Below are 23733 nucleotides of genomic sequence, written 5' to 3'. Positions count from 1 at the left end.
GGGTTCTTCATCAGAACGTGATCTGCACTTTCATCTGCGCGCTGCGATCCGCCGCGAGATCGAAGGCCTCAATCGCGCGCTCGATAGGCAGCGTGGCGGTGATAATCGGTTTCACGTCGATGCGACCTTCCTTGATGAGCCGCGCGGCCAGCGCATATTCGCCGTGAAAGCGAAACGCGCCCTGCAAGCGGATTTCCTTGCCGACCAGCGCGTTGATCGGAATCGGCACGTCGCCGGTGACCCCGACCTGCACGATGGTGCCGCGTGGACGCAACGCCGGGATCACGTCCTTCAGCACCGCTGCCGCACCGGTACATTCAATCGCGACATCGAAATAGCCCTTCTCCGCGGTGAATTCGTCCGCCTTCAGACCCGGCTCCGTCGAGACATTGAGCGTGCGGGTGGCGCCCATTTCCGTGGCTTTCGCGAGCGGCGCGTCGTGGATGTCGGTGGCGACCACTTCGAGCGCGCCGGCATAGCGGGCGGCCGCCACGACCAGCGCGCCGATCGGGCCAGAACCGGTCACCAGCACACGCTTGCCGGTCACAGAGCCGGCCTGACTGACCGCATGCAACGCGACGGCCAGGGGTTCGGCACAGGCCGCCTCGCCAAGCGAGACCGCGGTCCCGACCGGCTCGCATTGATATGCCTCGGCCGCGATCAGCTCGCGAAACGCGCCTTGACTGTGCGGGACTCGCATCGCGCTGCCGTAGAACCACATGTCCGCGCAATGCTGCTGTTCTCCGGCCAGACAGAACCTGCAATGTCCGCACGGGCGGCTCGGGTTCAGCGCAATGCGATCGCCGGGTTTGACGCGGGTGACCTTGCCGCCGACAGCCTCCACCGTTCCCGCTACCTCATGACCGAGCACGATCGGCTGCTTCACGCGTACCACACCGAAGCCGCCGTGCAGGTAATAGTGCAGGTCGGACCCGCAAATTCCGCCGGCGCCGATGCGAACCAGCACCTGGTTCTCCCCGATGTCCGCCACATCGACAGCTTCTATCCGTAAATCCTTTTCTGCGTGCAATACGCAAGCGCGCGCTTCCATGAAAAACTCCTGTTTCAATCATTTCGTTGGCGCCAAAGACCTCGCCACTTCCCGCGACTCATTCGGGCAGCACGATGCGTTCGACCTTGCCGACGATAAACACATAAGACAGCGCGCCGACAAGCGCCAGCGCCCCGATGAAGACCAGCGCCGATTCGAAGTGTCCGTCCTTGACCAGCACGCCGATCACGATCGGCACCGCGATGGCCGACAGATTGCCCATGAAGTTGAACATTCCGCCGGTGAGGCCAATCAGGCTCTTCGGCGCGAGTGCGGAGACGAACGCCCAGGTGATCGACGCCATGCCGTTCCCGAAGAACGCCAGTGACATGAAGAGGATGATGGCGGTCTGGTCCTGCACATAGTTGGCTCCGACGATCGACGTCGCGAGTACCAGGCCGGAAATGACAGGCAGCTTGCGCGCAAAACCGACGGAGAACCCGCGCCTAAGCAGAAAATCCGATAGAAAACCTGAACAGAGAATGCCGACATAGGCCGCCAGAAACGGTACCGACGCCATGAATCCCATCTTGAGGGTCGTCATCCCGCGATACTTGACGAGGTAGGTCGGAAACCAGGTGAGGAAGAACCATAGGATCGACGACAGGCAAAACTGGCCGATAAATACGCCCCAGATATTGCGGTTCTTCAGCACATATTTGAAATCGGCCCAACCGCTTTTTCGGATGCCGCCCTGCTCGCCGGCATCGACCAGTCCGCCGCCCTGCCGGATGTAATCGAGTTCGGCGGCGTCGGCCTTGCTGTCCTTCGGGTCGCGATAAAAAATAAACCACACCATGCTATACACGACGCCTGCAGCGCCAGTGAAAAACAGCATGCCGCGCCAGCCGAACGTCGTCTGAATATAGACGAGCAGCGGCATGAAAAATGCAATGCCGACAAACTGGCCAGAGGTGTAGAACGCGATCGCAGTGGCGCGCTCGCGCTCGGGAAACCACGTGGTGACGACGCGGTTATTGACCGGATACGAAGGCGCTTCGAATGTGCCGAGCAGCACGCGCAAACCGAAAAGGGCCGAGAAGCCGTTCACGGCCGCCTGAAGGCACGTCGCCACCGACCATCCGCAAAGCAGGATTGCATACAGGATGCGCGGCTTGACGCGATCGACCAGCATGCCGCCTGGAATCTGCAGAATCGCGTACGACCAGCCAAATGCCGAAAAAATCAGACCGAGTTGCACAGGGCTCAGATTCAGGTCGCGTCCGAGTAACGGAGCCGCCAGCGACAGATTGCTGCGATCCATGTAGTTGACCGCGATGCCGAGGAACAGCAGGAAACCGACAACGAAACGTTTTTTCGTGGCTTTGGCCGCGACCGCGGATCGCGCCTGCCCGGTGCTCAGGGTGGATGTGCTCTGGAATTTCATCAGCATTCCCTTTGATTTGGGTGGCCCGCCGCACAGGCAGGCGGCTGCCAGTCCTGCCCGGCTCGAAGCGCCGGGAGCGCAGGGCTGGTGCGGGCAATTCGTTACGCTTACGTGCGGCGCAGCGTGAGCGGTCCTTCACGTTTTGCCAGTTGGTCAGAACGCGCCGGTACGGTGATCATCAGGATGACGGAGAGCAACAGAGCGACCGCCATGAAGATGTACGAGACCGCGGGGCTGCCGGTCGCGCCGTTCAGATAACCGACCACCCACGATCCAAGGAATGCGCCGAGGGCGCCGCATGCATTGATGAGGCCGATCGCGCCACCCAGCACGTTGCTCGGAATCAGCTCCGGCACGAGCGCGAAGAACGGGCCATACGGTGCGTACATCGTGGCGCCCGCCACCACCAGCAGCGCGAACGAAATCCAGAAGTGCGATCCGCCGATCAGGTACGAAGCCACGAATGCGACGGTCCCGATCAGCAGCAACGGCCAGACGAACAGCTTGCGATTGCGCGTCTTGTCGGAGAGCCAGGACGCGAGCAGCATCAGGATAATCGCGGCGAGATACGGAACGGCGGCCAGCCAGCCGACCGACACGATATCGATCGTCGAAGCGGCCTTGAGAATCGACGGCAGCCACATGATGAAGCCGTACACACCGACGCTCCACAGCGCGTGAATTGCGCAGCACTTCAGCACGATCGACGAACGGAACGCCGCCTTGTAATCGCGCACCGGCGCGATGTTCGCCTGTTCGGCCTTCAGACGCGCGTCGAGTTCCGTCTTTTCGGCGTTGGTCATCCACGGCGCGTCGGCCGGGCGATCCTTCACAGTGAACCACCAGACCACCGCCCATGCGAGCGCGGGCAGGCCTTCAAGAATGAACATCTCGCGCCACCCGAAGCTGTGCACCAGGTAGCCCGACACCACCGACATCCACAGCACCGTCACCGGATTGCCGAGAATCAGGAACGTGTTGGCACGCGAGCGTTCGCTGCGCGTGAACCAGCGGCTGATGTACATCAGCATCGACGGCATGACGGCCGCCTCCACCACGCCGAGTATGAAACGCAGCGCCATCAGCATCGGAATGTTGCTGACCATGCCGGTTGCCGCGGCGCACAGTCCCCACAGGATCAGGCTGAAGAAGATCAGCTTCTTCACACTGTTGCGCTGGGCGTAGATCGCGCCGGGCACCTGAAACAGGCAGTAGCCGAGAAAGAACAGAGAGCCGATCAGCGACGACGTGCCGTGCGTGATGCCGAGATCCTTGTCGATGCCGGCCGCCGCGGCAAAACCGTAGTTCGCGCGATCGAGATAGGCGAGGCTGTAGGTGATGAAGATGATGGGCATCAGATACCACCATCTTTGGGTTGCTACGGGTTTGACGCTTTCCATGATGTCTCCAGATCGGTACGGCGTACGGACTATTTGGCGCGAGTCGTGATTTGTTTTGATGTGCCCGCGCGGACCTGCTTCAAAGCTGCGTCAAAGTACGGCCAGCCAGCCACCGTCGACGTAGATGATCTGGCCGTTCACATAGCTCGATGCCGGCGAAGCCAGATACACCGCCGTGCCGACGAGTTCTTCCGGCTTGCCCCAGCGTTGCGAAGGATTGCTGCTCCTGACCCAGGCGTCGAAAGCGGCGTTTTCGATCAGCGCCTTGTTCATGTCGGTCAGGATGTAGCCCGGACCGATCGCGTTCGCCTGAATGTTCGAGGCCGCCCACTCCGCGCTCATCGCGCGGGTCAGCATCTTGATGCCGCCCTTCGCCGCCGTGTAGGCGCCGACTGTCGCGCGCCCGGCTTCGCTCGTGAGCGAGCCGATGTTGATGATCTTGCCGCCGGTGCCGCGCGCAATCATCCGTCGTGCAGCCTGCTTCGCAACGATGAATGCACTCGTCAGATTCGTATCGATCACGCGTTGCCAATCATTCAGTTCGAGTTCGACCAGTGGCTTGCGAAACTGGATACCGGCGTTGTTGATGACGATGTCGATCTGCACGCCGTCCTTGTCCCATTGCGCAAACGCTTCGGCGACCGCCTGTTCGTCGGTGACGTCGAACGCGCGGCCTTGTGCGTTGAATCCTTTGCTTTTGAGCCGGTCGACAGCTTCGTCAACCGTATCGGCGCGTGTGCCATTCAGGACGACGCTGGCGCCCGCAGCCGCCAGTCCCTCTGCCAGTGCGAAGCCGATGCCGCGCGCCGAACCGGTGACGAGCGCCGTGCGGCCGCTCAGATCGAATAACTGTGTCATGTGCTGATCCTCTCGATTCAGTTGCGAGGCGCGAGTGCGCCCCTCGCGACCATTGATACGTTCGCGATAACGTTAGTGTGGGGTCGCCGCTGGCGAGGCTGCCGGGCAGCTAGCCAGGCAGTCTGCTAAGCGGGCTGGTCGTTGGCGGTGCGATTCAGGGCGGCGCGGTCCTCGAAATCCTTCTCGGCACGCTCGATGAGTGTCAGGACAGCCTGTTCAGCCGCTGCCGGATCGCCATTCTCGATCGCGACGCAAAGCGCTTCGTGCATCGGCAGCGAACGGGCCGGGCCACCGGCGATCTCAGAGCTAAGTTCGAAGCTCGTACGCAAGATCGCCGACAACGCGTTCTGCATCTGCTGGATGAACTGGTTGTGGCAGGCGGTGAGGACGGCGCCGTGAAACGCGAGGTCGGCGGGAACGTACTCGCCGTGGCCCGCGACGGCCCGTTCCATCTTCTTGAATGCGCGCCGCACCGCGATGCGATCCTCTTCGGTCGCGCGCTTCGCGGCGAGTTTCGCGGCATTCGGCTCGATGATCAGGCGCAGTTCCATCAGGTCTTCGACGAGACTCGGCTCGATGGCGCCCGCTCGCGCACGCCACGTGATCACGTCCGGATCGAACAATTGCCATTGCGAGCGCGGCAGCACGACCGTGCCGTAGCGGCGGCGCACTTCGAGCATGCCCTTGGCGGAGAGCGATTTCATCGTCTCGCGGATGGTGATGCGGCTCACCTGCATCTGCTCGGCAAGAACGGGCTCGGCCGGCAGAATATCGCCGGGCATGAATTTGCCTGAGCAAATCTGCTCGCCCATCTGATTTAGAACCTGCCTGTGCAAGGTTGCCACGATTCGCCCTCTAGATCATACGTATGATGTAGAAAGATAGTGGCATGGACGCCCTGACGCAATTCGGGTTGACCCGAGGTCCGGCTCTCCCACTTGTCGTCGGCCACCCGAAACAACAAGCTTGTTAAAGCGTCGGGTGTCCTCGGCTATTTCGATACGGAACGGCCTGCTACGCCTGTGCCGGAGCTTATCGGTAGCTCAATCAATCTCCGACTGAAGCGAAGTCGCTGCAACACCCGAGATCCGGGATGTGACGCTATGGGTTAGAGAGCGCACGAAACGGTGTTGCACTTCAGATTTGAGGCCGCCGTTCCAAATCGCCGATCAACGGTGCCCAGAGCTTTCCCATTGGCAGTTCTTCGGCCGATACGGTCATTGGTTCTGCGGCGCAAAAAAGCCCCGGAGAGGCATCGCCCCGGGGCCCGTTGCCGTTTAGAACTCCTGTACCGTCGGTCGCAAGACAATCTCGTTGATATCCACATCTGCGGGCTGCTCGATCGCGTAGGCGATGGCGCGCGCCACGGCATCGGACGGAATCGCAATCTGGTAGAAGTCGCGCACGAACTGCGCGCTCGCTTCGTGCGAACTGCCCAGTTTCAGTTCCGAATCGACTGCACCTGGTTCGATCGTCGTCGTGCGGATCGCTCCGCCCACTTCATGGCGCAGCCCTTCCGAGATCGCACGCACCGCAAACTTGGTGCCGCTGTAGACAGTCCCACCCGGGCTAAAAACCTTGATGCCGGCAACGGAGGCGATATTGATGAAGTGCCCGCTGCCCTGCCGTTGGAATACAGGCAACGCCGCCGCAATGCCGTACAGCACGCCCTTGATGTTGATGTCGATCATGCGATCCCACTCGTCGACCTTCGCCTCGCTCAGGGGTGCGATGGCCATCAGGCCAGCGTTGTTGATCAGCACATCGACCTTGCCGAACACGCGCACGGCGGTATCGATTAGCGCGTGCACGTCGCCCTGGCTAGTTACGTCGGTCGGCACAACTTCAACCTTGCCACCCGCCGAGCGGATCTCTTCGGCAATGCCTGCGAGCCGGTCCGCACGACGTGCTGCCAGTACCACGGATGCACCAAGCGCAGCCAAGTGGCGCGCGGTGGTTTCGCCAAGGCCACTGCTGGCGCCTGTAATCACCACCACTTTCCCTTCGATGTTCTTGCTCATCTCATCTCCTTGCGAGAAATCTCGTTGCGATGGAACGAGTATCGGCGCGACCATTCTTGCTGAAAATGGAAATGTTAAGATTTCAGAATTCCTGAAAGTGGAACCATCGCCACCATGCTTAATCGACTGGAAATGCTGCGCATCTTCGTAGCCGCTGCAGAATCCGGCAGCTTCAAAAACGCGGCGGTCCGACTTGGCATCTCGCCACAGGCGGTCACGCGCGCCATCCAGGAACTGGAGCGCATCCAGGGGGAATTGCTGTTCCACAGAAACACACGTCAGATCCGAATTACCGCGTTTGGAGAGCAACTCGCCACACGTGCCAAGGACGGTCTTCTGCAGGTCGACAGCCTGTTTGCACCGCACCTCCATCGGGACAGTTCCGAACTCGCAGGGGTCGTCCGTGTTACGGCGCCCAAAGCACTGGGTCGTATCGGCGTGTTGCCCACCCTGACCGACATCGCGATACGTCATCCCGGGTTGTGCATTGATCTCGACTTGAGCGACCAGCCGGCCGATGTCATTGACGAACGAATCGATATCGGCGTGCGATTCGGTTTCCTGCGCGATAGCCGCTATGTGGCGCGCAAGGTCGCAACACATGCCTTCCACGCCGTTGGCGCACCGGCGTTGATCGAAAGGCTCGGACGGCCAACGCATGTCCGCGATCTGGAAGAGCTACCCACCACGGTCATGCATGACGTCACAACGGGGCGGCCATGGCCCTGGTGGTTCGCGGACGGCCAGCAGTACACACCATCGAAACCGGTCTTCACTAGCAACGACTCCGAGGCCGAGCGCGATGCGGTGTTATCGGGGCTGGCCTTCGGCCAGCTCGCCGGGTTTTTGGCTGACACGCATATTGCTGCTGGTGAACTGGTACCGGTGCTGCTGGAGTTTGCACCGGACCCCTGGGACCTTTGCGTCTATCGTCCACAGCGGGGACCTGTTCCCCTACGCGTTCGTCTGGTATTTGATAGCTTGGTGAAGACGCTGTCCGACCAGTAGCCGTAGCTTGGCTCATCGGGCTCTTGCTCGTACTTCGCCAGCCAGCGCAGATACAGTTCTATCTGACTCTTGTACTCGGCCTTGAAGGCGCCTAGTTTCAGCTCGATAGCCACAAGCCGTTTGAGCTTGCGGTTGTAGAACAGCAGGTCGATGTAGAAATCGTCATGATCGATCTGCACGCGCTTCTGGCGGGCCACGAAAGTGAAACCGGCACCGAGCTCGAGGAGGAACTGCTCCATCTCGCGCAAGATGGCATCCTCGCGATCATTCTCCAGGTAGCGGTCGTTAAGCCCGAGGAAATCCAGCACATACGGATCCTTGAGCAATACGTCCGGCGACACGCGCTGCTCCTGCCGCAGTTGCGCCAGGTCGTGCTGCACCGCTTCTGCCGGTTTTCGTGAAATTGCGCTGCGCTCGAACAAAGCCCCGGCAAGCTCCGGGAGCGTCCTGGCGGAAGGCAGCCGGAGTCGAACCGACCTGAGAGCGGCTGACGCCCTCAACTGGGTTTGAAGCCCAGCCGCACCACCGGATACGGATGCCTTCCTACGGTGATCAAATCAGTCGCTGTGCGTCAGAGCAGATCGAGCCAACGACTGTCCGTGCGCATCAGATGCAGGCCACGGTGGAAGCGAGTATAACCAACCCGGTCGAAAAACTCTAAGAGCTGAATCGCACGCTTTCGTCCAAGGCCCGTGACATCGCGAAACGGCGCGGCGGCCACTGTACCCGCATTCTTTCGCGCTTCAGCGGCAGCAATCGAAGCCAGTTCGCGAATCGCATCAGGATGATAAAAGAGGTCGCGCACGACCTGAAAAATCTCGCCTTGCCGCGCGAGCTTGCGCATCAACTGACGCACGCGGTCCTCGGATACGCCATGCGCGCTTGCAAGATCGCGGACCCACGGCGGATCGAAGCGCCCCTCCTTCACCGCCGGCAACAGCGCCGCCGCGAGCGAGCGATCGGCGTCGTCGAGCGTCACCGCATGGTCCGGAAGATGCAACCAGGGCCCGCGCCGGACGATCTCGCCGCGCGCCTCAGCATCATCGACCAGCGCGCGCCACAGCGCCTCATCCACGAGCGGTGCCGCGATCCGCCGCAAGCGTGACGCATCGGGGCCCAGTTCGTCCGGCACGCGTTCGTGGTATTGCTTCAGCGCCGCCGTCAATCGCGCAGCCAGCGCCTGCCATGCCGCGTTCGCGACGAGCAATGCGTCGTTGCCGGGAAGCTCGACCACGCGCGTGTCGAGCGGCAAATCAAGCGCCGCGGCCGGCATGCCCGTCAGGCGCTCCAGCAGCGACCGTGACAAGCCATGAGGCGCGCGCGCGAGCATGGCGTCGAGCGGTCCTGTATCGAGCATGGTCTGCAACGCATCGAGCCACGCGAGGCGCTCAGCCGAGCGGCGCTTGCGCGCCGGCGCAAACGGATCGAGCACATGACCGCCGCCGATGGTGCGATTCGCCTGCGCATTCCGCACGACAAAACGGTCGCCGGGAAGCGCGCACACCGGCCGTTCGAACACGAGTTGCACACGCCCGCTCTGACCTGCGGCAAGCGCCGGACCGTCGAGCAGCGCGACATGCGCGACCTGATGCTGCGTGCCCAGATGCACGTGCAGCGGCGCCCAGTGCGCCAGCGTCGGCGCATCGGCAAGCAGCGTCAGCATGACATCGACACGTTCCGACGCTTGCGACAGACGCGGGTCGACGATCCAGTCGCCGCGATCGATCGCACTCTTGTCGATACCCGCAAGATTCAGTGCGCAGCGCTCCCCTGCCCGCCCAACGGCAGCCGGACGATTCTGCGAATGAATGCTGCGCACGCGCACGGGCTGACGCTTCGGCACGAGCAGCATCGTATCGCCGACATTGACGCGCCCCGACACCACCGTCCCCGTCACAATCGTCCCCTGTCCCGCGAGCGTGAAAACCCGGTCGACCGCGAGCCGGAACAGACCGTCGTCGCGCTTCATCCGCCACGCTCGCGCCGCTGTACATAGATGCGTCTTCAACGCAGCCACGCCGGGATCATCAGCACGCATGGCGCAGGTATCGAACACGGGTGCGTCCTGCAACACGCTGCCGCTCAGAAACGATGCAATCTCTTCATGCACGTCCTGCAGCCGCTGTGCGTCCACGCGATCGATCTTGGTCAATGCTATCGCACCGCGCTCGATGCCGAGCAGTTGAACAATCGCCAGATGCTCGCGCGTTTGCGGCATCACGCCATCGTCGGCAGCGATCACGAGCAGCGCGAAATCGATGCCGCTCGCGCCGGCGGTCATGGTGTGGACGAGCTTTTCGTGGCCCGGAACGTCGATCAGGCCGAGCACCTCGCCGTTCTCGAGCGGCATGTACGCATAGCCCAGTTCGATCGAGATGCCGCGCGCCTTTTCTTCCTTCAGCCGGTCCGTATCGACTCCGGAAAGCGCTCTTACCAGACTCGTCTTGCCATGATCGATATGTCCTGCCGTACCGACGATCATGCGTGTGCGCCCTTCGGTTGCTCAAGCAGTTGCTCGAGCAGTTGCGCTTCGTCGGCGGCTTCGAGACAGCGCAGATCGAGGCGCAGCGCATCGTCCGCGATCCGGCCGATGATCGGCCGCGCCATGTCGCGCAGCACCTTTTCCAGCGCAAACAACTGACGGCCGCCGCGCTTTCCGTCAGCCATCCTGACGACAAGGCCGTAACTCGCCAGCACATCGACAGGCAACGCGCCGCTGCCGATCTGGCTGAACATGGGCTCCACTGCCACCGCGTAGCGTTCGCCGATCGCGCGCTGCAACGCGGGTTGCACGCGCTCCGCGGCGAGCCGGATCTCGTCGGCGGGACGCGTGAGCAAACGCAGCGTAGTCAGCCGCCCGGCAAGCTGCTCCGGCGAACGATAGAGTTGCAGCACCGGCTCCAGCGCCGCGAGCGTCAGTTTGCCGACCCGCAGCGCGCGTTTGAGCGGATGCTTCTTGATCCGCGCAATCAGGTCGCGCCGCCCGACGATCAATCCGGCTTGCGGGCCTCCCAGCAATTTGTCGCCGCTGAACGTGACGAGGTCGGCTCCGGCTTCGATGGTTTCCCGCACTGTGGTCTCATGCGGCAAACCCCATTGGGTCAGATCGACGAGCGTGCCGCTACCGAGATCCACGGCCACGGCGAGACCTCGCGAGTGAGCAAGCGGCGCGATTTCACCGACCCCGACCTCTTTGGTGAATCCGTTAATCGCGTAGTTGCTCGCGTGAACTTTCATCAGCAGCGCGGTGCGCGGGCTGATGGCTTCCTCGTAGTCCTTCAGATGCGTGCGATTCGTCGTGCCGACTTCGCGCAGCTTCGCGCCCGCGCGGCTCATGATGTCGGGAATGCGGAACGCGCCGCCAATTTCGACCAGCTCGCCGCGCGACACGATCACTTCCTTCTTCGAAGCGAGCGCCGACAGTGTGAGCAACACGGCCGCGGCGTTGTTGTTGACCACGGTTGCTGCTTCAGCGCCAGTCAGCTCGCAGATGAGTTCGTCGATCAGATCGTCGCGATCGCCGCGCTTGCCGGTCGCAAGATCGAACTCGAGGTTGGCCGGTTGCGTGAGCGCTTTCATGACGGCGCGCACGGCTTCGTCGGGCAACAGTGCGCGGCCGAGATTGGTATGCAGCACCGTGCCGGTCAGATTGAAAACGCTGCGCAAACGGGGCTGATTGCGCTTGCGCAGCGCCGCTCCCACCGATACCGTCAACTGCTCCACGTCGAGCGCGCGCAACGTTTCCCTGGACGTATCGCCCGACTGCACGCTGGCGCGCCAGCTATCGAGCGCATCGCGCAACGCGCTCAAGACCTGCGTGCGACCGAACTCGGCTACGAGCGGCGCAAACTCAGCCGACGCCATCACCTTCTCCACCGATGGCACGCGCCCCATTAGCGCCCGCAGTTCAGCGCCCGTCACATCGCTCACGAGACAATCCTCTTTTAATCGGACTCGCCGGAAGGGTCCGCTGCGGTGGCGGCCTGTTCAGGCCAGAGCCACGGGTGCGGCGACGCCCGCCTGTAACCTTCCTCGCCCATCAGCAAGTCCAGTGTGAGGCTGGCGAGATCGTCCGCGAACGGATCGAAATCGTAGTCCTTGGACTGGTAGCCGATCTTCCGGTAAGTATGGCATTCGTCGCACGATTCCGCTTTCAAAGCCGCGTTGGCGGATTCTGCTTCTTTCGTCGCGGCATCGGCGTCCGGCGATCCAAGCGTGTGATACGCAATGCCCTTGGTCGAATCGCAATTCGAACATTTCGACCGGACCATATGCCACTCGGTCGCGCACAGGCCGCATTGCAGATAGCGGTAGTTGTCATACACGCCGCCTATGCGCACCGTGCTCGCCACCGGATGCGAGCCGCACACGGGACACAGGCCGAGCGTTTCCAGGTACGGGACGTCGCGCTTGTCGATATCCGCGGCGAGGTCGGTCCAGACCACTTGCAGCGCGGCCATGATGAACGGCGCACTCGCCGGATCGACTTCGGCGAAACGCTGCGCGAAGATCGCGTCGGCCTGGGATTCGAGCGTGGCGGCGTCGAGCGTTTTCACCCTGGCGATGAGCGCTTCGAGCGGCGGCGTCAGCGGTCCGGCGGCTTGCAGCCTGTCGAGCAGTTGAATCAGAACGTCGTGCCAGGCCGGATCGCGCACGCCGGACAGCGCCGGTATCAGCGGCATCGAATGCTGCTGCGCGCTCGCGATCAACTCGGCGCTGGGCGGCTGCGCCTTGAAGCCGGCCATGACGGCCTGCTGCGCGTCGGCGAGCGCGGCCATCAGGCGCAAGTAGCCGGCGATCGGATTGCTGAGCGCCGCCAGTTGACGCAGCCGCGCGGCGCGAGCCGAAAACACCGCCAGGCGCTCAGGCGTACGAATGCGAGGAATGGCCGAGTGATCGAGCGACTCGATATCGCCGGCTTCAAGAATGCGTTGAACCAAAGTATCGACCTCTGAAAACTGAAGAGCCGCTGCGGTTCGTCGAACAAAGGCGGCCGCCCGGATGCAGCGCGGTAAAAAAACGCGCTGCACTACTTGCCGATCATCTCCTTGAACCAGTTCGGATGATGCTTTCTCGCCCAGCCGTACGTCACGGTGCCGCGTGTCATCGCGCCGACCGATCCCTTGATCCACAAGGCCGCATAAATATGCACGACGATGCCGACGATCAGCACGAACGCCGCAGCAGCATGAACCACCGCCGCGAGCCGGATGATGTCGATCGAAAAATAGATCGAGAAATACCGGCGCCAGATCACAATGCCGCTTGCCAGCAACAGCAGCAGGCAGATCACATCGTGAAAAATAGCAGCTTTTGACCGGCATTGTACTTGCCGATCGCGGGGAGTTTTTCCTCGCGATTGTTGAGCACGTCGCCGCAAAGTCCTGCCGTGAAGTTCACGGGTGCGTGGCACCTGGCTCAGCAATTGTCAATTGCTGTAATTGCTGCGGTGCGACAAGATCAGGCTGGCGGGGCCGGGCAGCAATAACAGACAGCTCAGCTCGCCGCATGCCGGCCGAACGCTCCGCAAGCGGAAGCCGTGAGGGGGCGTGCAGATGATTGCATCCACAACGGTCCGTGGCCGCCACCCTGCGCCTCGCCGAAACAACCATCATAATGCGGTCATACCACGCCCGAAATCCGCACCAATGACCGATACCACCGCCAACAAGATCGACTCGCCACGCCTGACCAGCCTCTCCCATGGCGGAGGCTGCGGCTGCAAGATCGCCCCCGGCCTGCTCGCCGACCTGCTCAAGCGCAGCGCGCCGCTACCTTTCTTTCCAGACCTGCTGGTCGGCAACGATACCGCCGACGACGCCGCTGTCTACAAGCTCAACAGCGAGCAGGCGATCGTCGCGACGACCGATTTTTTCATGCCGATCGTCGATGATCCCTTCGACTTCGGCCGCATCGCCGCAACCAACGCCCTTTCCGACGTTTACGCCATGGGCGGCAAGCCGATCATGGCGCTGGCGATCGTGGGCATGCCGATCAACGTCCTGCCGCATGACGTGATCGCGGCCGTGCTGAAAGGCGGCGAATCCGTGTGCGCTGAAGCCGGCATTCCGCTCGCGGGCGGCCATTCGATCGACTCCGTGGAACCTATCTATGGCCTGGTTGCGCTTGGCGTGGTCCATCCCGAGCGCGTCAAGCGCAACGCGGGGGCTCGCCCCGGCGACGTGCTGATTCTCGGCAAGCCGCTAGGCGTGGGCGTTCTATCGGCGGCATTGAAGAAAAACCGGCTCGATTCGAACGGCTATGCCGCCATGATCGCGGCTACGACCAAACTCAACCGGCCGGGCGCCGAACTGGCAACGCTGGACGGCGTCCATGCCCTCACCGATATCACCGGGTTTGGCCTGCTGGGCCATACGCTGGAGCTGGCCCGCGGCTCGAATTTGACCGCGCGCGTGCGCTACGCGGATTTGCCCTGGCTGCCGGAAGTGGCCATGTTTGCGGAGGCCGGCATTTTCACCGGCGCGTCAGGACGCAACTGGGATGCGTACGGAAACGACATCGCCTTGACGCCGTTCTTGCCGCCGACGGCCCGCACCCTGCTCACCGACCCGCAAACCTCCGGCGGCCTGCTGGTCTCATGCGCGCCGGAAGCGGTCGGCGACGTTCTCGCCATTTTCCGCGCCGATGGATTCGACGAGGCGTGTGTCATCGGCGAGATGATTGACGGAGCAGGCCGCGTTGAAGTGATCTGAGCGGGCGCCCGTCATGGGTGCTGCGCGATGCCGGTCCGGCGACGCTTCTTCGCGGCTCGCCGGCCGGCAATGACGCTCCATGCGATAATTTCAGTCCGCCAGCTAGTCAGTCTCGACCGCATTTCCCTTGAAAAACCTTCTCGTCAGCCTCGATAAATCAGGTGATTTCGATGAAATCATCGACGTGCGCACGCCGCTTGAATTTGCGGATGACCATATTCCGGGCGCGCTCAACGCCCCCGTTCTGAGCAACGAAGAGCGCGTGCTGATCGGCACCATGTACAAGCAGGTGTCGCCTTTCGAGGCCTCGCGGGTGGGCGCGGCGCTGGTGGCGCGCAACATCGCGCAGCATCTGGAGACGACCTTCGCGGACCGACCGCGTCAATGGCGGCCGCTGATCTATTGCTGGCGCGGCGGCAAACGTTCCGGTTCGGTCACGACAGTCTTCAATATGATCGGCTGGCAGGCGCGGCAGCTGGACGGCGGTTATAAAGCTTACCGACAGGCGACGCTCGACACGCTCGCCTCCTTGCCGAAGACCTTCCGCTATATCGCGCTGGTGGGACCGACCGGCAGCGGCAAGACACGCCTGCTCGACGCATTGCGCCAGGCAGGCGCGCAGACACTGGACCTCGAAGCGCTGGCGTCGCATCGCGGCTCGTTACTCGGCGCCTGGGCTGGCGTCGCGCAGCCTTCGCAAAAACGTTTCGACACGCTGCTCGCGACTGCGCTGCGTGCCTTCGATCCCGCGCGGCCGGTGTTCGTCGAAGCGGAGAGCCGGCGGATTGGTTCGATTACGTTGCCGCTCGCGCTCCTCGAAACGTTTCATCGGGGCGCATGCGTCGAGGTGTTGTCGCACAGCGAAGATCGCACGGCGTTTCTGCTGCACGACTATGCGCACCTGTTCGACAATCCCGAAGCGCTGAAAGCGCAGTTGCAAAAACTGGTCGGTCTGCACAGCCGTGAGCGAGTGACCAGCTGGCAACTGCTCGTCGATGAAAACAGGCGCGCCGAACTCGCTCGCGAACTGATCGAACGGCACTACGATCCGGCGTATGCGCGCAGCAGCCATCAACATTTCGTGCAGCTTCCACACGCAACGCCGATGCATTTCCGGCCCAATGACGCCGACGCCGTCGAACAGGCGAAGGCACTCCTGGCCCGGCTGGACAGCAACACGCTCGCCTCGATCTGATACGAATCTATAGCGAAGACCACCATGCAAACAACGCTTCGGCAACCCCGTGTCGCGCTCGGCTGGATCGTGTTCCTCCTGATCGCCGTGATCGGCCTCTTTTATGTGAAGTGGTTCCCTTACTACAACCGCGCTTTCGTCGCCGCGAGCCATCACTCCATCGGCAAGTCGATCCTGATGGGAACGTCTTCGAGCGCGCCGGCGGCGTCGTGGCAGGCGGCCGTCGACTACGCGCTAGCCTACGGCAAGGCGATCTGGCAGGCGATGGTGCTGGGGCTTCTGCTCGGCTCCGCCGTGCAGGCGCTGATTCCGCCGCAGTGGGTTGCGCGCGCGCTCGGCCGGACCGATTTCAGCAGCGTGGTCAACGGCGGGCTGATGTCCTTGCCCGGCATGATGTGCACCTGTTGCGCGGCGCCGGTCGTAGCGGGCTTGCGCGCCCGTCAGGCCGCGCCGGGCGCGGCGATCGCGTTCTGGCTGGGCAATACGGCGCTCAATCCGGCCACGCTGATTTTCATGGGCTTCGTGCTCGGCTGGCAATGGATGGGCTTGCGGCTGGCGCTGGGCCTCGTGATGGTGTTCGGCCTCGGCCACCTCGTGAACAGGATGGTCACGCCGAAGGAAGCCGAAGCATCGCGCGAAGCCATGGCGCAACTCGTTGCCGCCGACGATCCGGGCACCGCTTTCACGCGCTGGGTAAAAATCCTCGGAAGGATGACGATCCGGCTGATTCCCGAATACATCGTACTGGTGCTGATTCTGGGCGCCGCGCGCACGTGGCTGTTTCCGCACGTCGGATCCAATATCGACAACAGCCTGATCTGGATCATCGGGCTCGCTATCGCCGGGACATTGTTTGTGATTCCGACCGCGGGCGAAGTGCCGATCATTCAGGCAATGCTTGCCTTCGGCATGGCGGCCGGTCCGGCTGGCGCGTTGCTCATGACGCTGCCGCTGATCAGCGTGCCGTCGATGGCCATGCTCGGGCGCTCGTTTCCCAAGCGTGTGTTGACCGTGGTGGCTTTGGCGGTGGTGGCTTGCGGGATCGTGAGTGGACTGTTGGCGATCGGCCTGGGGTTTTGAAACTTGCCTGTCCCTGCCCGTTTTATAATCACCACTTCGCAGCACAACGCATTCGAGCCGCCGCTCACCGCATTGACGTCATGAAGCACATCGCAGCATTCACTATCGCGACCTGGTCGGCCGCGGCCATTCTTTACTTCGGGCAGCACTCGGTGTCGCTGATCGCCGTAAGCGGGGTCGTCGCGCTGGCCGGCTTCGACCTGTTCCGCCCTTAATGCAGTTAAGGCAGCCGCAAGCGCTGCACGGCTTTCGCAAAGCGACGCTGCTCCGGGTTCGCGAAGCAGATCGACGCTCTGTCAGCGACGCCTCTCCGAAACGTATCGCCAACGTGGCGGCGCCGACCGATAGGCGCCGCCACCACACTACGCGATCAGAACCGGTGAATGATGCCTACACCCGCAGCAAACTGACTGCGTGACGAAGACGGCGCGCCGTTCTGGCCATCGCCGATATCGGCCGTTGCGTTGATGATGCTCGTCGCTGTACCGGTCTTGTTCGGGACCAGGGTCTGGCCACCCGCACGTTGATAGGCCTCCAGCGCATACAGTCCGGTCCGCTTGGAGAGGCTGTAGTACTGCGAGAGATTGAACTGCTGATAGCGAGCCGAGCTCGAGATGCCGTTCGACTGCGTTGCTCGCGTGTAGCTATAACCGGCCGCCAGATCCAGCACCGTCAGCGGCTTGTAATGCAGCACTGCGCCGGCGGTGTTGAAGATTGCCTCGTTGTGGAACGCCGAGTGGATGCCCGGGATGTATTGCACGTTCGAATACGAGAACGAGATGTCCCATTGCGACGAGAATGCATAACCACCCGTCACCGCAACGCGCTGCTGCGCCTGTGCGGTCTGGTAACCGTTGTTGATACCCGACACTGCCGTCTGGAGGCCCGCATTCGATGTCGTGGAGTCGGTGCCCCACGCACCGCCGCCAGACGTCGAGTTATTGATGCGCTGGAAGCCTGCCGCGATGCCGAACGGACCGTTCAGGTATTGCGCCGCCGCGCTCCACGTCGAACCGGCATTCGTGCTGCCCGCCACGCCGCCTAGCGCATACGATCCGCTCACGGTCAGGCCGTGCAGGCTCGGGGACGTGTACACCAGCGAGTTGTTCACGCGGTACAGCGTATCGAGCGAGTCGATATCGCCCGGGTGTGCGCCGTAGGCGCCGGTCAGCCACGTGGTCGGGCTATACGGTGACAGCAGCGTGTAGTACGACGTGTACTGGCGGCCTGCCGTCAGCGTACCGTAGGTGGGATTGGTCACACCGACATACGCCTGACGGTTGAACGCCAGGCCGGGGACGGACTGTGCACCGGTTGCGCTGTTAAAGCCCTCTTCCAACTGGAAAATCGCCTTCGTGCCGCCGCCCAGGTCCTCCCCGCCCTTCAGGCCGAAGCGGCTGCCGGCCCAGATACCGTTGACCATCTTGACGACCGAGCGCCCGCCCGAGGTCGAACCGAGCGATGTCTGGCTGCTCTGGTAGCCGATCCCCGCATCAACGATCCCGTACAGCGTGACGCTGCTCTGAGCGTGCGCGCCGAGGGCGACCAGCCCAAGGGCGGAGGTTGCCAATGCCTTTTTCATTTTTACTCCTGTTTAAAAAACTTATTCTTCATTTCCGGCGTTGTCTTGACATCGCCGACCCCAGATCCGCTCGTCAAAACACCGGATGCCCATTGATGAGGCTAGGCAACCACGTCGAAAACATCGGAACATAGGTCACGATGTTGATCGCGCTGAAGATAGCCAGGTAATAAGGCCATGCCACCTTGGTAGTTTCCCCAATCGACACATTGCCGATTGCACAGCCAATGAACTGCACCGAGCCGATCGGCGGATGAACGAGCCCTAATGCGCAGTTCAGCAGAATCATGATGCCGAACTGCACGGGGCCCACGCCGCTGTGCATCGCCATCGGCAGGAACAACGGCGTGGTGATCAGGATGTGCGCCGCCATGTCGACGAACGTGCCGAGGAAAATCTGAATGATGTTGATGTACAACAGCATCAGCCAGGGGATGCTCGTCGCGCCATCGAGCAGATGTTCGATGGCGTCGGGAATCTCCAGATACGCCATCTGGTAGCGCAGCATATTCGACACGCCGATCAGCAGCAGCACCACGCCGGTGGTTTTAGCCGCCTTGGAGAGCGCCACGAAAAGCTTTTTCAGCGTCATCGTGCGATAAACGATGAAGGTCAATACCAGCGAGTAAGCCACGGCAATCGCCGCCGCCTCCGTCGCGGTCGCAATACCTCTCGCCACGCAGACCAGAATGATCGCGATCACCATCAGGCCGGGCAATGCGCCGAGGAACGTGCGGCCCACCGCGAACCAGCCCGGAAACCGTTGCAGTTCGGTCGAGCCGTCAGCGCGGCGCGGATAGCCGAACTTGACCGCCTGCCAGTACGCGGCGATGAGCACGAAACCCATCACCCACAGCACCGGCAGCAGGCCGGAGAACAGCAGATCGCCGATCGACACGCCGCTCATCGGGTGTCCGTTCAAGGTCCCCGTGATCCCCTGGGCGGCGAACGCATAGATGATCATGTTCGTCGACGTCGGCATCAGCGCGCCGGCCAGCGACGAGTGTGTGGTGACATTGACCGCATAGGCCGCGCTATAGCCTTCCCGCTTCATCAGCGGAATGACGACGCCGCCCATCGCTGACGTATCCGCCGTAGGCGAACCGGACACGCCGCCGAACAGCGTGCACGCGACCACGTTGGCCATGCCGAGGCCACCGCGGAAATGCCCCACCGTGGCTTGCGCGAAACGCAGGATACGGTCGGCGATGCCGCCGTGCAGCATCAACTCGCCGGAGAAAATGAAGAACGGGACCGCGAGGAACGAAAACGCGTTCATGCCCGAAATCATCGACTGCATCGCCGTGGCAGCCGGCAGGCCTTCATACAGATAGGTCAGGACGCACGACAGTCCCAACGCGAAAGAAACCGGAACCCCGAGAACGAGGAAAACGAGGAAGCTAACGGAGAGAATGGCAAGTTCCATGATGTTCTATTTTTGTTTCTGTGCAAAAAGCGCCAGCAGGTGCTCGAACGAGAACAGAGCAATGCAGGCGCTGGCCACGACCGGAATGAAGTAGCGCAGGGCTTCGGGCAAGCCCAGGATCGGAATCCGGTCTTCCATCGTGGTCTCCGCCATCTGCAAACAGCCGAAGAAAATCGCCACGGACAATGCGATCAGGCAAACATGCTGGAACGCTTCCGCGATAATCCGGCCTTTCGGCGGCAATTTCTTGACAAGCGAGTCGAGCCCGATATGGCCGCTCTCGCGAACTTTGAGCGCGGCGCCAAACATGGCGATCACGATCACCAGCAGCAAGGCAATGGGTTCGACGAAATCCGGTGCATCGCTGAAGACATAGCGCATCACGACGCTGTAGATGACAAGCAGGCTCAGCGCGGCCAGGCTGATAGACGCGATGATAGCCAACACGCGAAAGAGAAAGTCGTTTGGACGTTTCATGAATCTCATTGCCCCCATCCTTGCACACGACGGACTTATCGTTAGTCTTCAGAAATCCTGTTCGACATCACGATTCAGGAAACTTCGCTGTTCTCTGCGCAGGAAACTGCGCAGAGAACAGCCGGCAGATCATTCTGCCGGTCTCTTCACCGCTGCCTGACTTCCGAACCTTATTTGACCGCCTGGATTTCGTCGACGAGCTGCTTCATCTGCGGCGTCTTTTCGTACTTGGCCCATACCGGCTGCATGACCTTGACGAATGCGGCACGATCGATCTGCGACGACGCGAGGATCGTCGCACCGCCCTTGGTGACGGTCTTGCTCGCGTCGTTTTCGCGCGCAGTCCACAGCTTGACGTAGTAAGGCACAGAGTCAGCCGCAGCCTTCTTGATGACGTCCTGCTCCTGAGGCGTCAACGTATCCCAGACCTTTTTGGAGAACACCAGCACTTCCGGCGTCATCGAATGCTGGGTCTCGGAATACACGGGCGCAACTTCGAAGTGCTTGGTCTCTTCGTAAGACGGGAGGTTGTTTTCCGCGGCATCGACCAGCCCCGTCTTCAACCCCGTATAAACTTCGGCGAACGGCATCGGCGTCGGCGTGCCGCCCATCGCCTTGATCTCATCGACCATCAGATCAGAAGGCTGAACGCGCACCTTGAGGCCCTTCATGTCGGCGGGCGAGTGGATGGCTTTTTTGGTGTAGATCGAACGCGCACCGCTCTCGTAGAACGTCAGCGCGATCATCCCCTTCGCCTTGAAGGCGTCGAGAATCTTCTGTCCTTCCGGGCCGTACATCACCTTGCGGAAATGATCGATGTCGCGAAACAGAAAGGGCAGCGACGGAATCATCGACTCGGGAACGATCTCGTTGAATGCGGCGCCGTTGCAGCGGGCCATGTCCAGCGCGCCAATGCGCACCTGATCGATCGTGTCGTTTTCGGAACCCAGCGAGCTGTTGCCGAAGACCTTCACCGAATCCTTGCCGCCGGTCGCCTTGTTGATCGCTTCGCCCATGTATTTCACGGCCATGTTGGTCGGATAAGTGTCACCGTGCACATCCGCCACGCGAAACACACGCGCTTGTGCCGCGCCGGTGCTGAATGCCAGCACTGAGGCCGCGATAATCATCGAAACATGGGAAGAGGCAAATTTATTTTTCATCTTGAAATTCCTCGAAAATTAGACCATCCAATCGATTGCGGATGCGACATGTTTTGATACGTCTCCGGCGTGACGCTTGCCGCCCTTGCAGGTAGCGAGCGCTTTGCCGTGCCGGCCTGTGCGACGTCCCCGGCACAGATGCCCAGCACTCCTGTCAGACAACTCCACTTCTCTATTTCGACTGCATCGGCATGAACCCAGCGCGAGCTGGTCACGCGCACAAGGAACACCGCACTATTTGCCCAGCGCGGTCCAAAGGTTCGCAGAAAGGAATTTGTTTGGACTCGTACGTTGTACGACAACATACGAAGTCTATAAAACACGGTTTGAGTTGTACAGCCGGTATTTACCCGCACCGCGCACGGTTTGGCGCAATAGCTTGCGTATTGCAGCAGGCACCAATGCCATTGCCAGGCGTGGCGCAGAGGCCCAAACAAGGCGACGCGGATTTATATTTTTCTTGGCAGCGAGTGGAAAAGGAAAGTGGTTTTTACGCCACTATGTTGTACGACGAGTGATGAATTGGACACGTTAAACGAATAGCGCCAGCGTGAATGGCACCCCGGCGCCTTTCAAAGGCACTAATTGTTTATAGTTCGCCCGCGTATTCCGGTTCGGGCAAACCGCTCACGCCAGGACGCACCGCGAAGAGATGACCGTCATGTTCATTCGCGCCCGCCCCGGGACGAATCGACGTGACGAACAACGTATCCAGATCCATGCCGCCGAACGCACACATGGACGGCTTCATGGCGGGCACTGCAATCTGCCGGTCCAGCTTGCCTTGCGGTGTGAAGCGCAGCAGCAGACCCGCGTCATTCGCGCAAATCCAGTAGCAGCCGTCGGCATCGACCGCAGCGCCGTCGGGGCGGCCGGCGTGGTGATTCAGATCAGCAAACACGCGCCGGTTAAGCGGCTCGCCCGCTTCGATGTCGTAGTCGAAGGCCCAGATCTGCCGACGCAACGGGTGTGAATCGGACAGATACATCGTCGTCCCATCGGGAGACCAGGCAAGGCCGTTCTGCGTGATCAATGCGTCGACAATCGGCTCCGACAACGCGCCCTGCGCGTCGAAGCGATACAGCGCGCCAGCCGGGTTGGCCGCCGCCATGTCCTGCACCATCGTGCCGGACCAGAAGCGTCCTTGCCGGTCGCAACGGCCGTCGTTGAAACGCATATCGGCAAACGGGAAGAACGGCGCGGCGAGTTTTCTGCCGGTCACCGCCACCGGTTCGCCACCGATAGCGCCTTCAGGCAGCGTGACGGCAAAAAGTCCCGTCTCGCAGCCGGCAAGCACCGTGCCACGACGATCGAACGCCAGGCAGGCTACCTTCTCCGGCAAGACCCACTCGGACCGCTCGGCCGCATCGAGCCGCAGCCGCACGATCTTCTGCGCCGGGATGTCCACCCAGTAGAGCGCCTGTTCCGCTGCGCGCCACACCGGACTCTCGCCGACCAGCGCGGGCGCCTGCCCGGCGGCCTCGATCCGCTCCACCCGCGGGTTAGTCGCGGCGCTCACCGCTTCGGCTCCATCGGACCGGCCAGCACGAACGGGCCGCCCTGGAAGTGCTGCGTGGGGTCGTCGAGATTCGCGGTGGGCGCCGTGACGGGAAAGAGGTGCTCGAACTCGATCGAACTGTCCTGCGGACGAAAGCCGAGGAACGCCGCTTTGGTGTTGTCCACCCACTTGGTGCGGTTATCCGATACACCGTAGACGATCGCGTGGCCCACGCGATTGGTAAACAGCGAGCAACGCACCAGTTCGATGAAGTCGCGATAGCTCAGATACGTCACGAGCATGCGCGGATTCTTAGGCTGCTCGAACGACGAGCCGATCCGCAGGCACACCGTCTCGAGACCAAAGCGATCGAAGTAATAGCGCGACAGCGATTCGCCGAAGCACTTCGTCACGCCGTACAGGCTGTCCGGACGCAGCGGCGCGTCGATATCCACCACCGACGTCACCGGATGAAAACCCACCGCGTGATTCGAGCTGGCGTACACGATGCGCTTCACGCCCTGCTTCTGCGCCGCCGAGTAGAGGTTGTACAGGCCACGAATATTCGCTTCGAGTAAATCTTCGAACGGCGCCTCGACTGAGATGCCGCCCAGATGCACGACCGCGTCCACGCCCTCGAGCAGCGCGTGAACAGCGGCCTCATCCGCGAGATCGACGATCGATGCTTCCTCATGCGCCGCCAGTTCGCCGAGCGGCACGATATCGGTCACGCGCACAATATCGGCCCAGGCGGCGAGCGCGCCGCGCAGTTGACGGCCCAGGTTGCCGGCGGCGCCGGTGAGCAGCAGGCGTCGGAAAGGTTGACGTGTTAAAGGGCGTTCAATCGCTGAGTCGGTCATGTCTCTATCTGTTT

At 61.8% G+C, this 23733-nt stretch carries 22 protein-coding genes and 1 tRNA gene; 5 read left to right on the top strand and 18 right to left on the bottom strand.

Features of this window, described 5'->3' with window-relative positions:
• Window positions 1-10: 10 nt before the first annotated feature.
• The 6 genes from AC3WLT_RS18290 to AC3WLT_RS18265 form a co-directional block, all read right to left on the bottom strand.
• A complete protein-coding gene (locus tag AC3WLT_RS18290) occupies window positions 11-1051 on the bottom strand; it encodes an L-idonate 5-dehydrogenase (protein WP_492593104.1) in 1041 nt (346 codons plus the stop codon).
• A gap of 58 nt (window positions 1052-1109) precedes the next feature.
• Window positions 1110-2444: an MFS transporter gene (locus tag AC3WLT_RS18285; protein WP_492593103.1), complete on the bottom strand. Its 1335-nt coding sequence runs from the start codon at window positions 2442-2444 to the stop codon at window positions 1110-1112.
• 101 nt (window positions 2445-2545) lie between these two features.
• Window positions 2546-3838 (bottom strand): MFS transporter, encoded by a 1293-nt coding sequence (locus tag AC3WLT_RS18280; protein WP_492593102.1) that lies wholly within the window; start codon window positions 3836-3838, stop codon window positions 2546-2548.
• Between the two features lie 90 nt (window positions 3839-3928).
• Complete coding sequence (locus tag AC3WLT_RS18275; protein WP_492593101.1) at window positions 3929-4696, bottom strand: SDR family oxidoreductase; 768 nt, start codon at window positions 4694-4696, stop codon at window positions 3929-3931.
• Window positions 4697-4821: 125 nt separating this feature from the next.
• Window positions 4822-5541, bottom strand: a complete 720-nt coding sequence (locus AC3WLT_RS18270) for a FadR/GntR family transcriptional regulator (RefSeq protein WP_492593100.1) — start codon at window positions 5539-5541, stop codon at window positions 4822-4824.
• A gap of 432 nt (window positions 5542-5973) precedes the next feature.
• A complete protein-coding gene (locus AC3WLT_RS18265) occupies window positions 5974-6717 on the bottom strand; it encodes an SDR family oxidoreductase (protein WP_492593099.1) in 744 nt (247 codons plus the stop codon).
• Window positions 6718-6831: 114 nt separating this feature from the next.
• Between AC3WLT_RS18265 and AC3WLT_RS18260 the strand changes: the two genes are divergently transcribed.
• Window positions 6832-7725: a LysR family transcriptional regulator gene (locus AC3WLT_RS18260; RefSeq protein WP_492593098.1), complete on the top strand. Its 894-nt coding sequence runs from the start codon at window positions 6832-6834 to the stop codon at window positions 7723-7725.
• Here AC3WLT_RS18260 and AC3WLT_RS18255 read toward each other — a convergent pair.
• From AC3WLT_RS18255 to AC3WLT_RS18230, 6 genes are all read right to left on the bottom strand, one after another.
• Entirely contained in the window at window positions 7644-8147 is a 504-nt protein-coding gene (locus AC3WLT_RS18255) for a PDDEXK nuclease domain-containing protein (RefSeq protein WP_492593097.1), read from the bottom strand. The two genes, AC3WLT_RS18260 and AC3WLT_RS18255, sit on opposite strands and share 82 nt — an antisense overlap.
• Window positions 8148-8173: 26 nt before the next feature.
• A tRNA-Sec gene (locus tag AC3WLT_RS18250) sits at window positions 8174-8269 on the bottom strand.
• A gap of 27 nt (window positions 8270-8296) precedes the next feature.
• A complete protein-coding gene (selB, locus tag AC3WLT_RS18245) occupies window positions 8297-10207 on the bottom strand; it encodes a selenocysteine-specific translation elongation factor (protein WP_492593096.1) in 1911 nt (636 codons plus the stop codon).
• Window positions 10204-11655: an L-seryl-tRNA(Sec) selenium transferase gene (gene selA / locus AC3WLT_RS18240; RefSeq protein ID WP_492593095.1), complete on the bottom strand. Its 1452-nt coding sequence runs from the start codon at window positions 11653-11655 to the stop codon at window positions 10204-10206. Before selA ends, selB begins: the two co-directional genes overlap by 4 nt.
• A gap of 14 nt (window positions 11656-11669) precedes the next feature.
• Entirely contained in the window at window positions 11670-12665 is a 996-nt protein-coding gene (gene fdhE, locus AC3WLT_RS18235; protein ID WP_492593094.1) for a formate dehydrogenase accessory protein FdhE, read from the bottom strand.
• 89 nt (window positions 12666-12754) lie between these two features.
• Complete coding sequence (locus AC3WLT_RS18230) at window positions 12755-13150, bottom strand: cytochrome b/b6 domain-containing protein (protein ID WP_492593093.1); 396 nt, start codon at window positions 13148-13150, stop codon at window positions 12755-12757.
• A gap of 223 nt (window positions 13151-13373) precedes the next feature.
• On the opposite strand from AC3WLT_RS18230, the gene selD reads away from it, so the two are divergent.
• The 4 genes from selD (at window position 13374) to AC3WLT_RS18210 (ending at window position 16928) form a co-directional block, all read left to right on the top strand.
• On the top strand, window positions 13374-14438 hold the full coding sequence (gene selD / locus AC3WLT_RS18225) for a selenide, water dikinase SelD (RefSeq protein WP_492593158.1): 1065 nt from the start codon (window positions 13374-13376) through the stop codon (window positions 14436-14438).
• Window positions 14439-14565: 127 nt separating this feature from the next.
• Window positions 14566-15633 carry a tRNA 2-selenouridine(34) synthase MnmH gene (gene mnmH / locus AC3WLT_RS18220; protein ID WP_492593092.1) on the top strand — a complete coding sequence of 356 codons (1068 nt, stop codon included), beginning with the start codon at window positions 14566-14568 and terminating at the stop codon, window positions 15631-15633.
• 24 nt (window positions 15634-15657) lie between these two features.
• Complete coding sequence (locus tag AC3WLT_RS18215; protein WP_492593091.1) at window positions 15658-16713, top strand: permease; 1056 nt, start codon at window positions 15658-15660, stop codon at window positions 16711-16713.
• A gap of 80 nt (window positions 16714-16793) precedes the next feature.
• Window positions 16794-16928 carry a hypothetical protein gene (locus tag AC3WLT_RS18210; RefSeq protein WP_492593090.1) on the top strand — a complete coding sequence of 45 codons (135 nt, stop codon included), beginning with the start codon at window positions 16794-16796 and terminating at the stop codon, window positions 16926-16928.
• Between the two features lie 155 nt (window positions 16929-17083).
• On the opposite strand, the gene AC3WLT_RS18205 is transcribed toward AC3WLT_RS18210, so the two are convergent.
• From AC3WLT_RS18205 to AC3WLT_RS18180, 6 genes are all read right to left on the bottom strand, one after another.
• On the bottom strand, window positions 17084-18295 hold the full coding sequence (locus tag AC3WLT_RS18205) for a porin (protein ID WP_492593089.1): 1212 nt from the start codon (window positions 18293-18295) through the stop codon (window positions 17084-17086).
• Window positions 18296-18368: 73 nt separating this feature from the next.
• A complete protein-coding gene (locus tag AC3WLT_RS18200; RefSeq protein ID WP_492593088.1) occupies window positions 18369-19721 on the bottom strand; it encodes a TRAP transporter large permease in 1353 nt (450 codons plus the stop codon).
• A 6-nt stretch (window positions 19722-19727) separates the two neighbouring features.
• Window positions 19728-20207 (bottom strand): TRAP transporter small permease, encoded by a 480-nt coding sequence (locus tag AC3WLT_RS18195; protein ID WP_492593087.1) that lies wholly within the window; start codon window positions 20205-20207, stop codon window positions 19728-19730.
• A gap of 161 nt (window positions 20208-20368) precedes the next feature.
• A complete protein-coding gene (locus AC3WLT_RS18190) occupies window positions 20369-21361 on the bottom strand; it encodes a TRAP transporter substrate-binding protein (RefSeq protein WP_492593086.1) in 993 nt (330 codons plus the stop codon).
• 589 nt (window positions 21362-21950) lie between these two features.
• Entirely contained in the window at window positions 21951-22880 is a 930-nt protein-coding gene (locus AC3WLT_RS18185) for an SMP-30/gluconolactonase/LRE family protein (RefSeq protein WP_492593085.1), read from the bottom strand.
• Complete coding sequence (locus AC3WLT_RS18180) at window positions 22877-23719, bottom strand: NAD-dependent epimerase/dehydratase family protein (protein ID WP_492593084.1); 843 nt, start codon at window positions 23717-23719, stop codon at window positions 22877-22879. Before AC3WLT_RS18180 ends, AC3WLT_RS18185 begins: the two co-directional genes overlap by 4 nt.
• Window positions 23720-23733 lie beyond the last annotated feature (14 nt).

It is taken from the genome of Paraburkholderia sp. FW306-2-2C-D06C (genome assembly GCF_058781505.1).
This window is presented reverse-complemented; position numbering and strand designations above follow the sequence as displayed.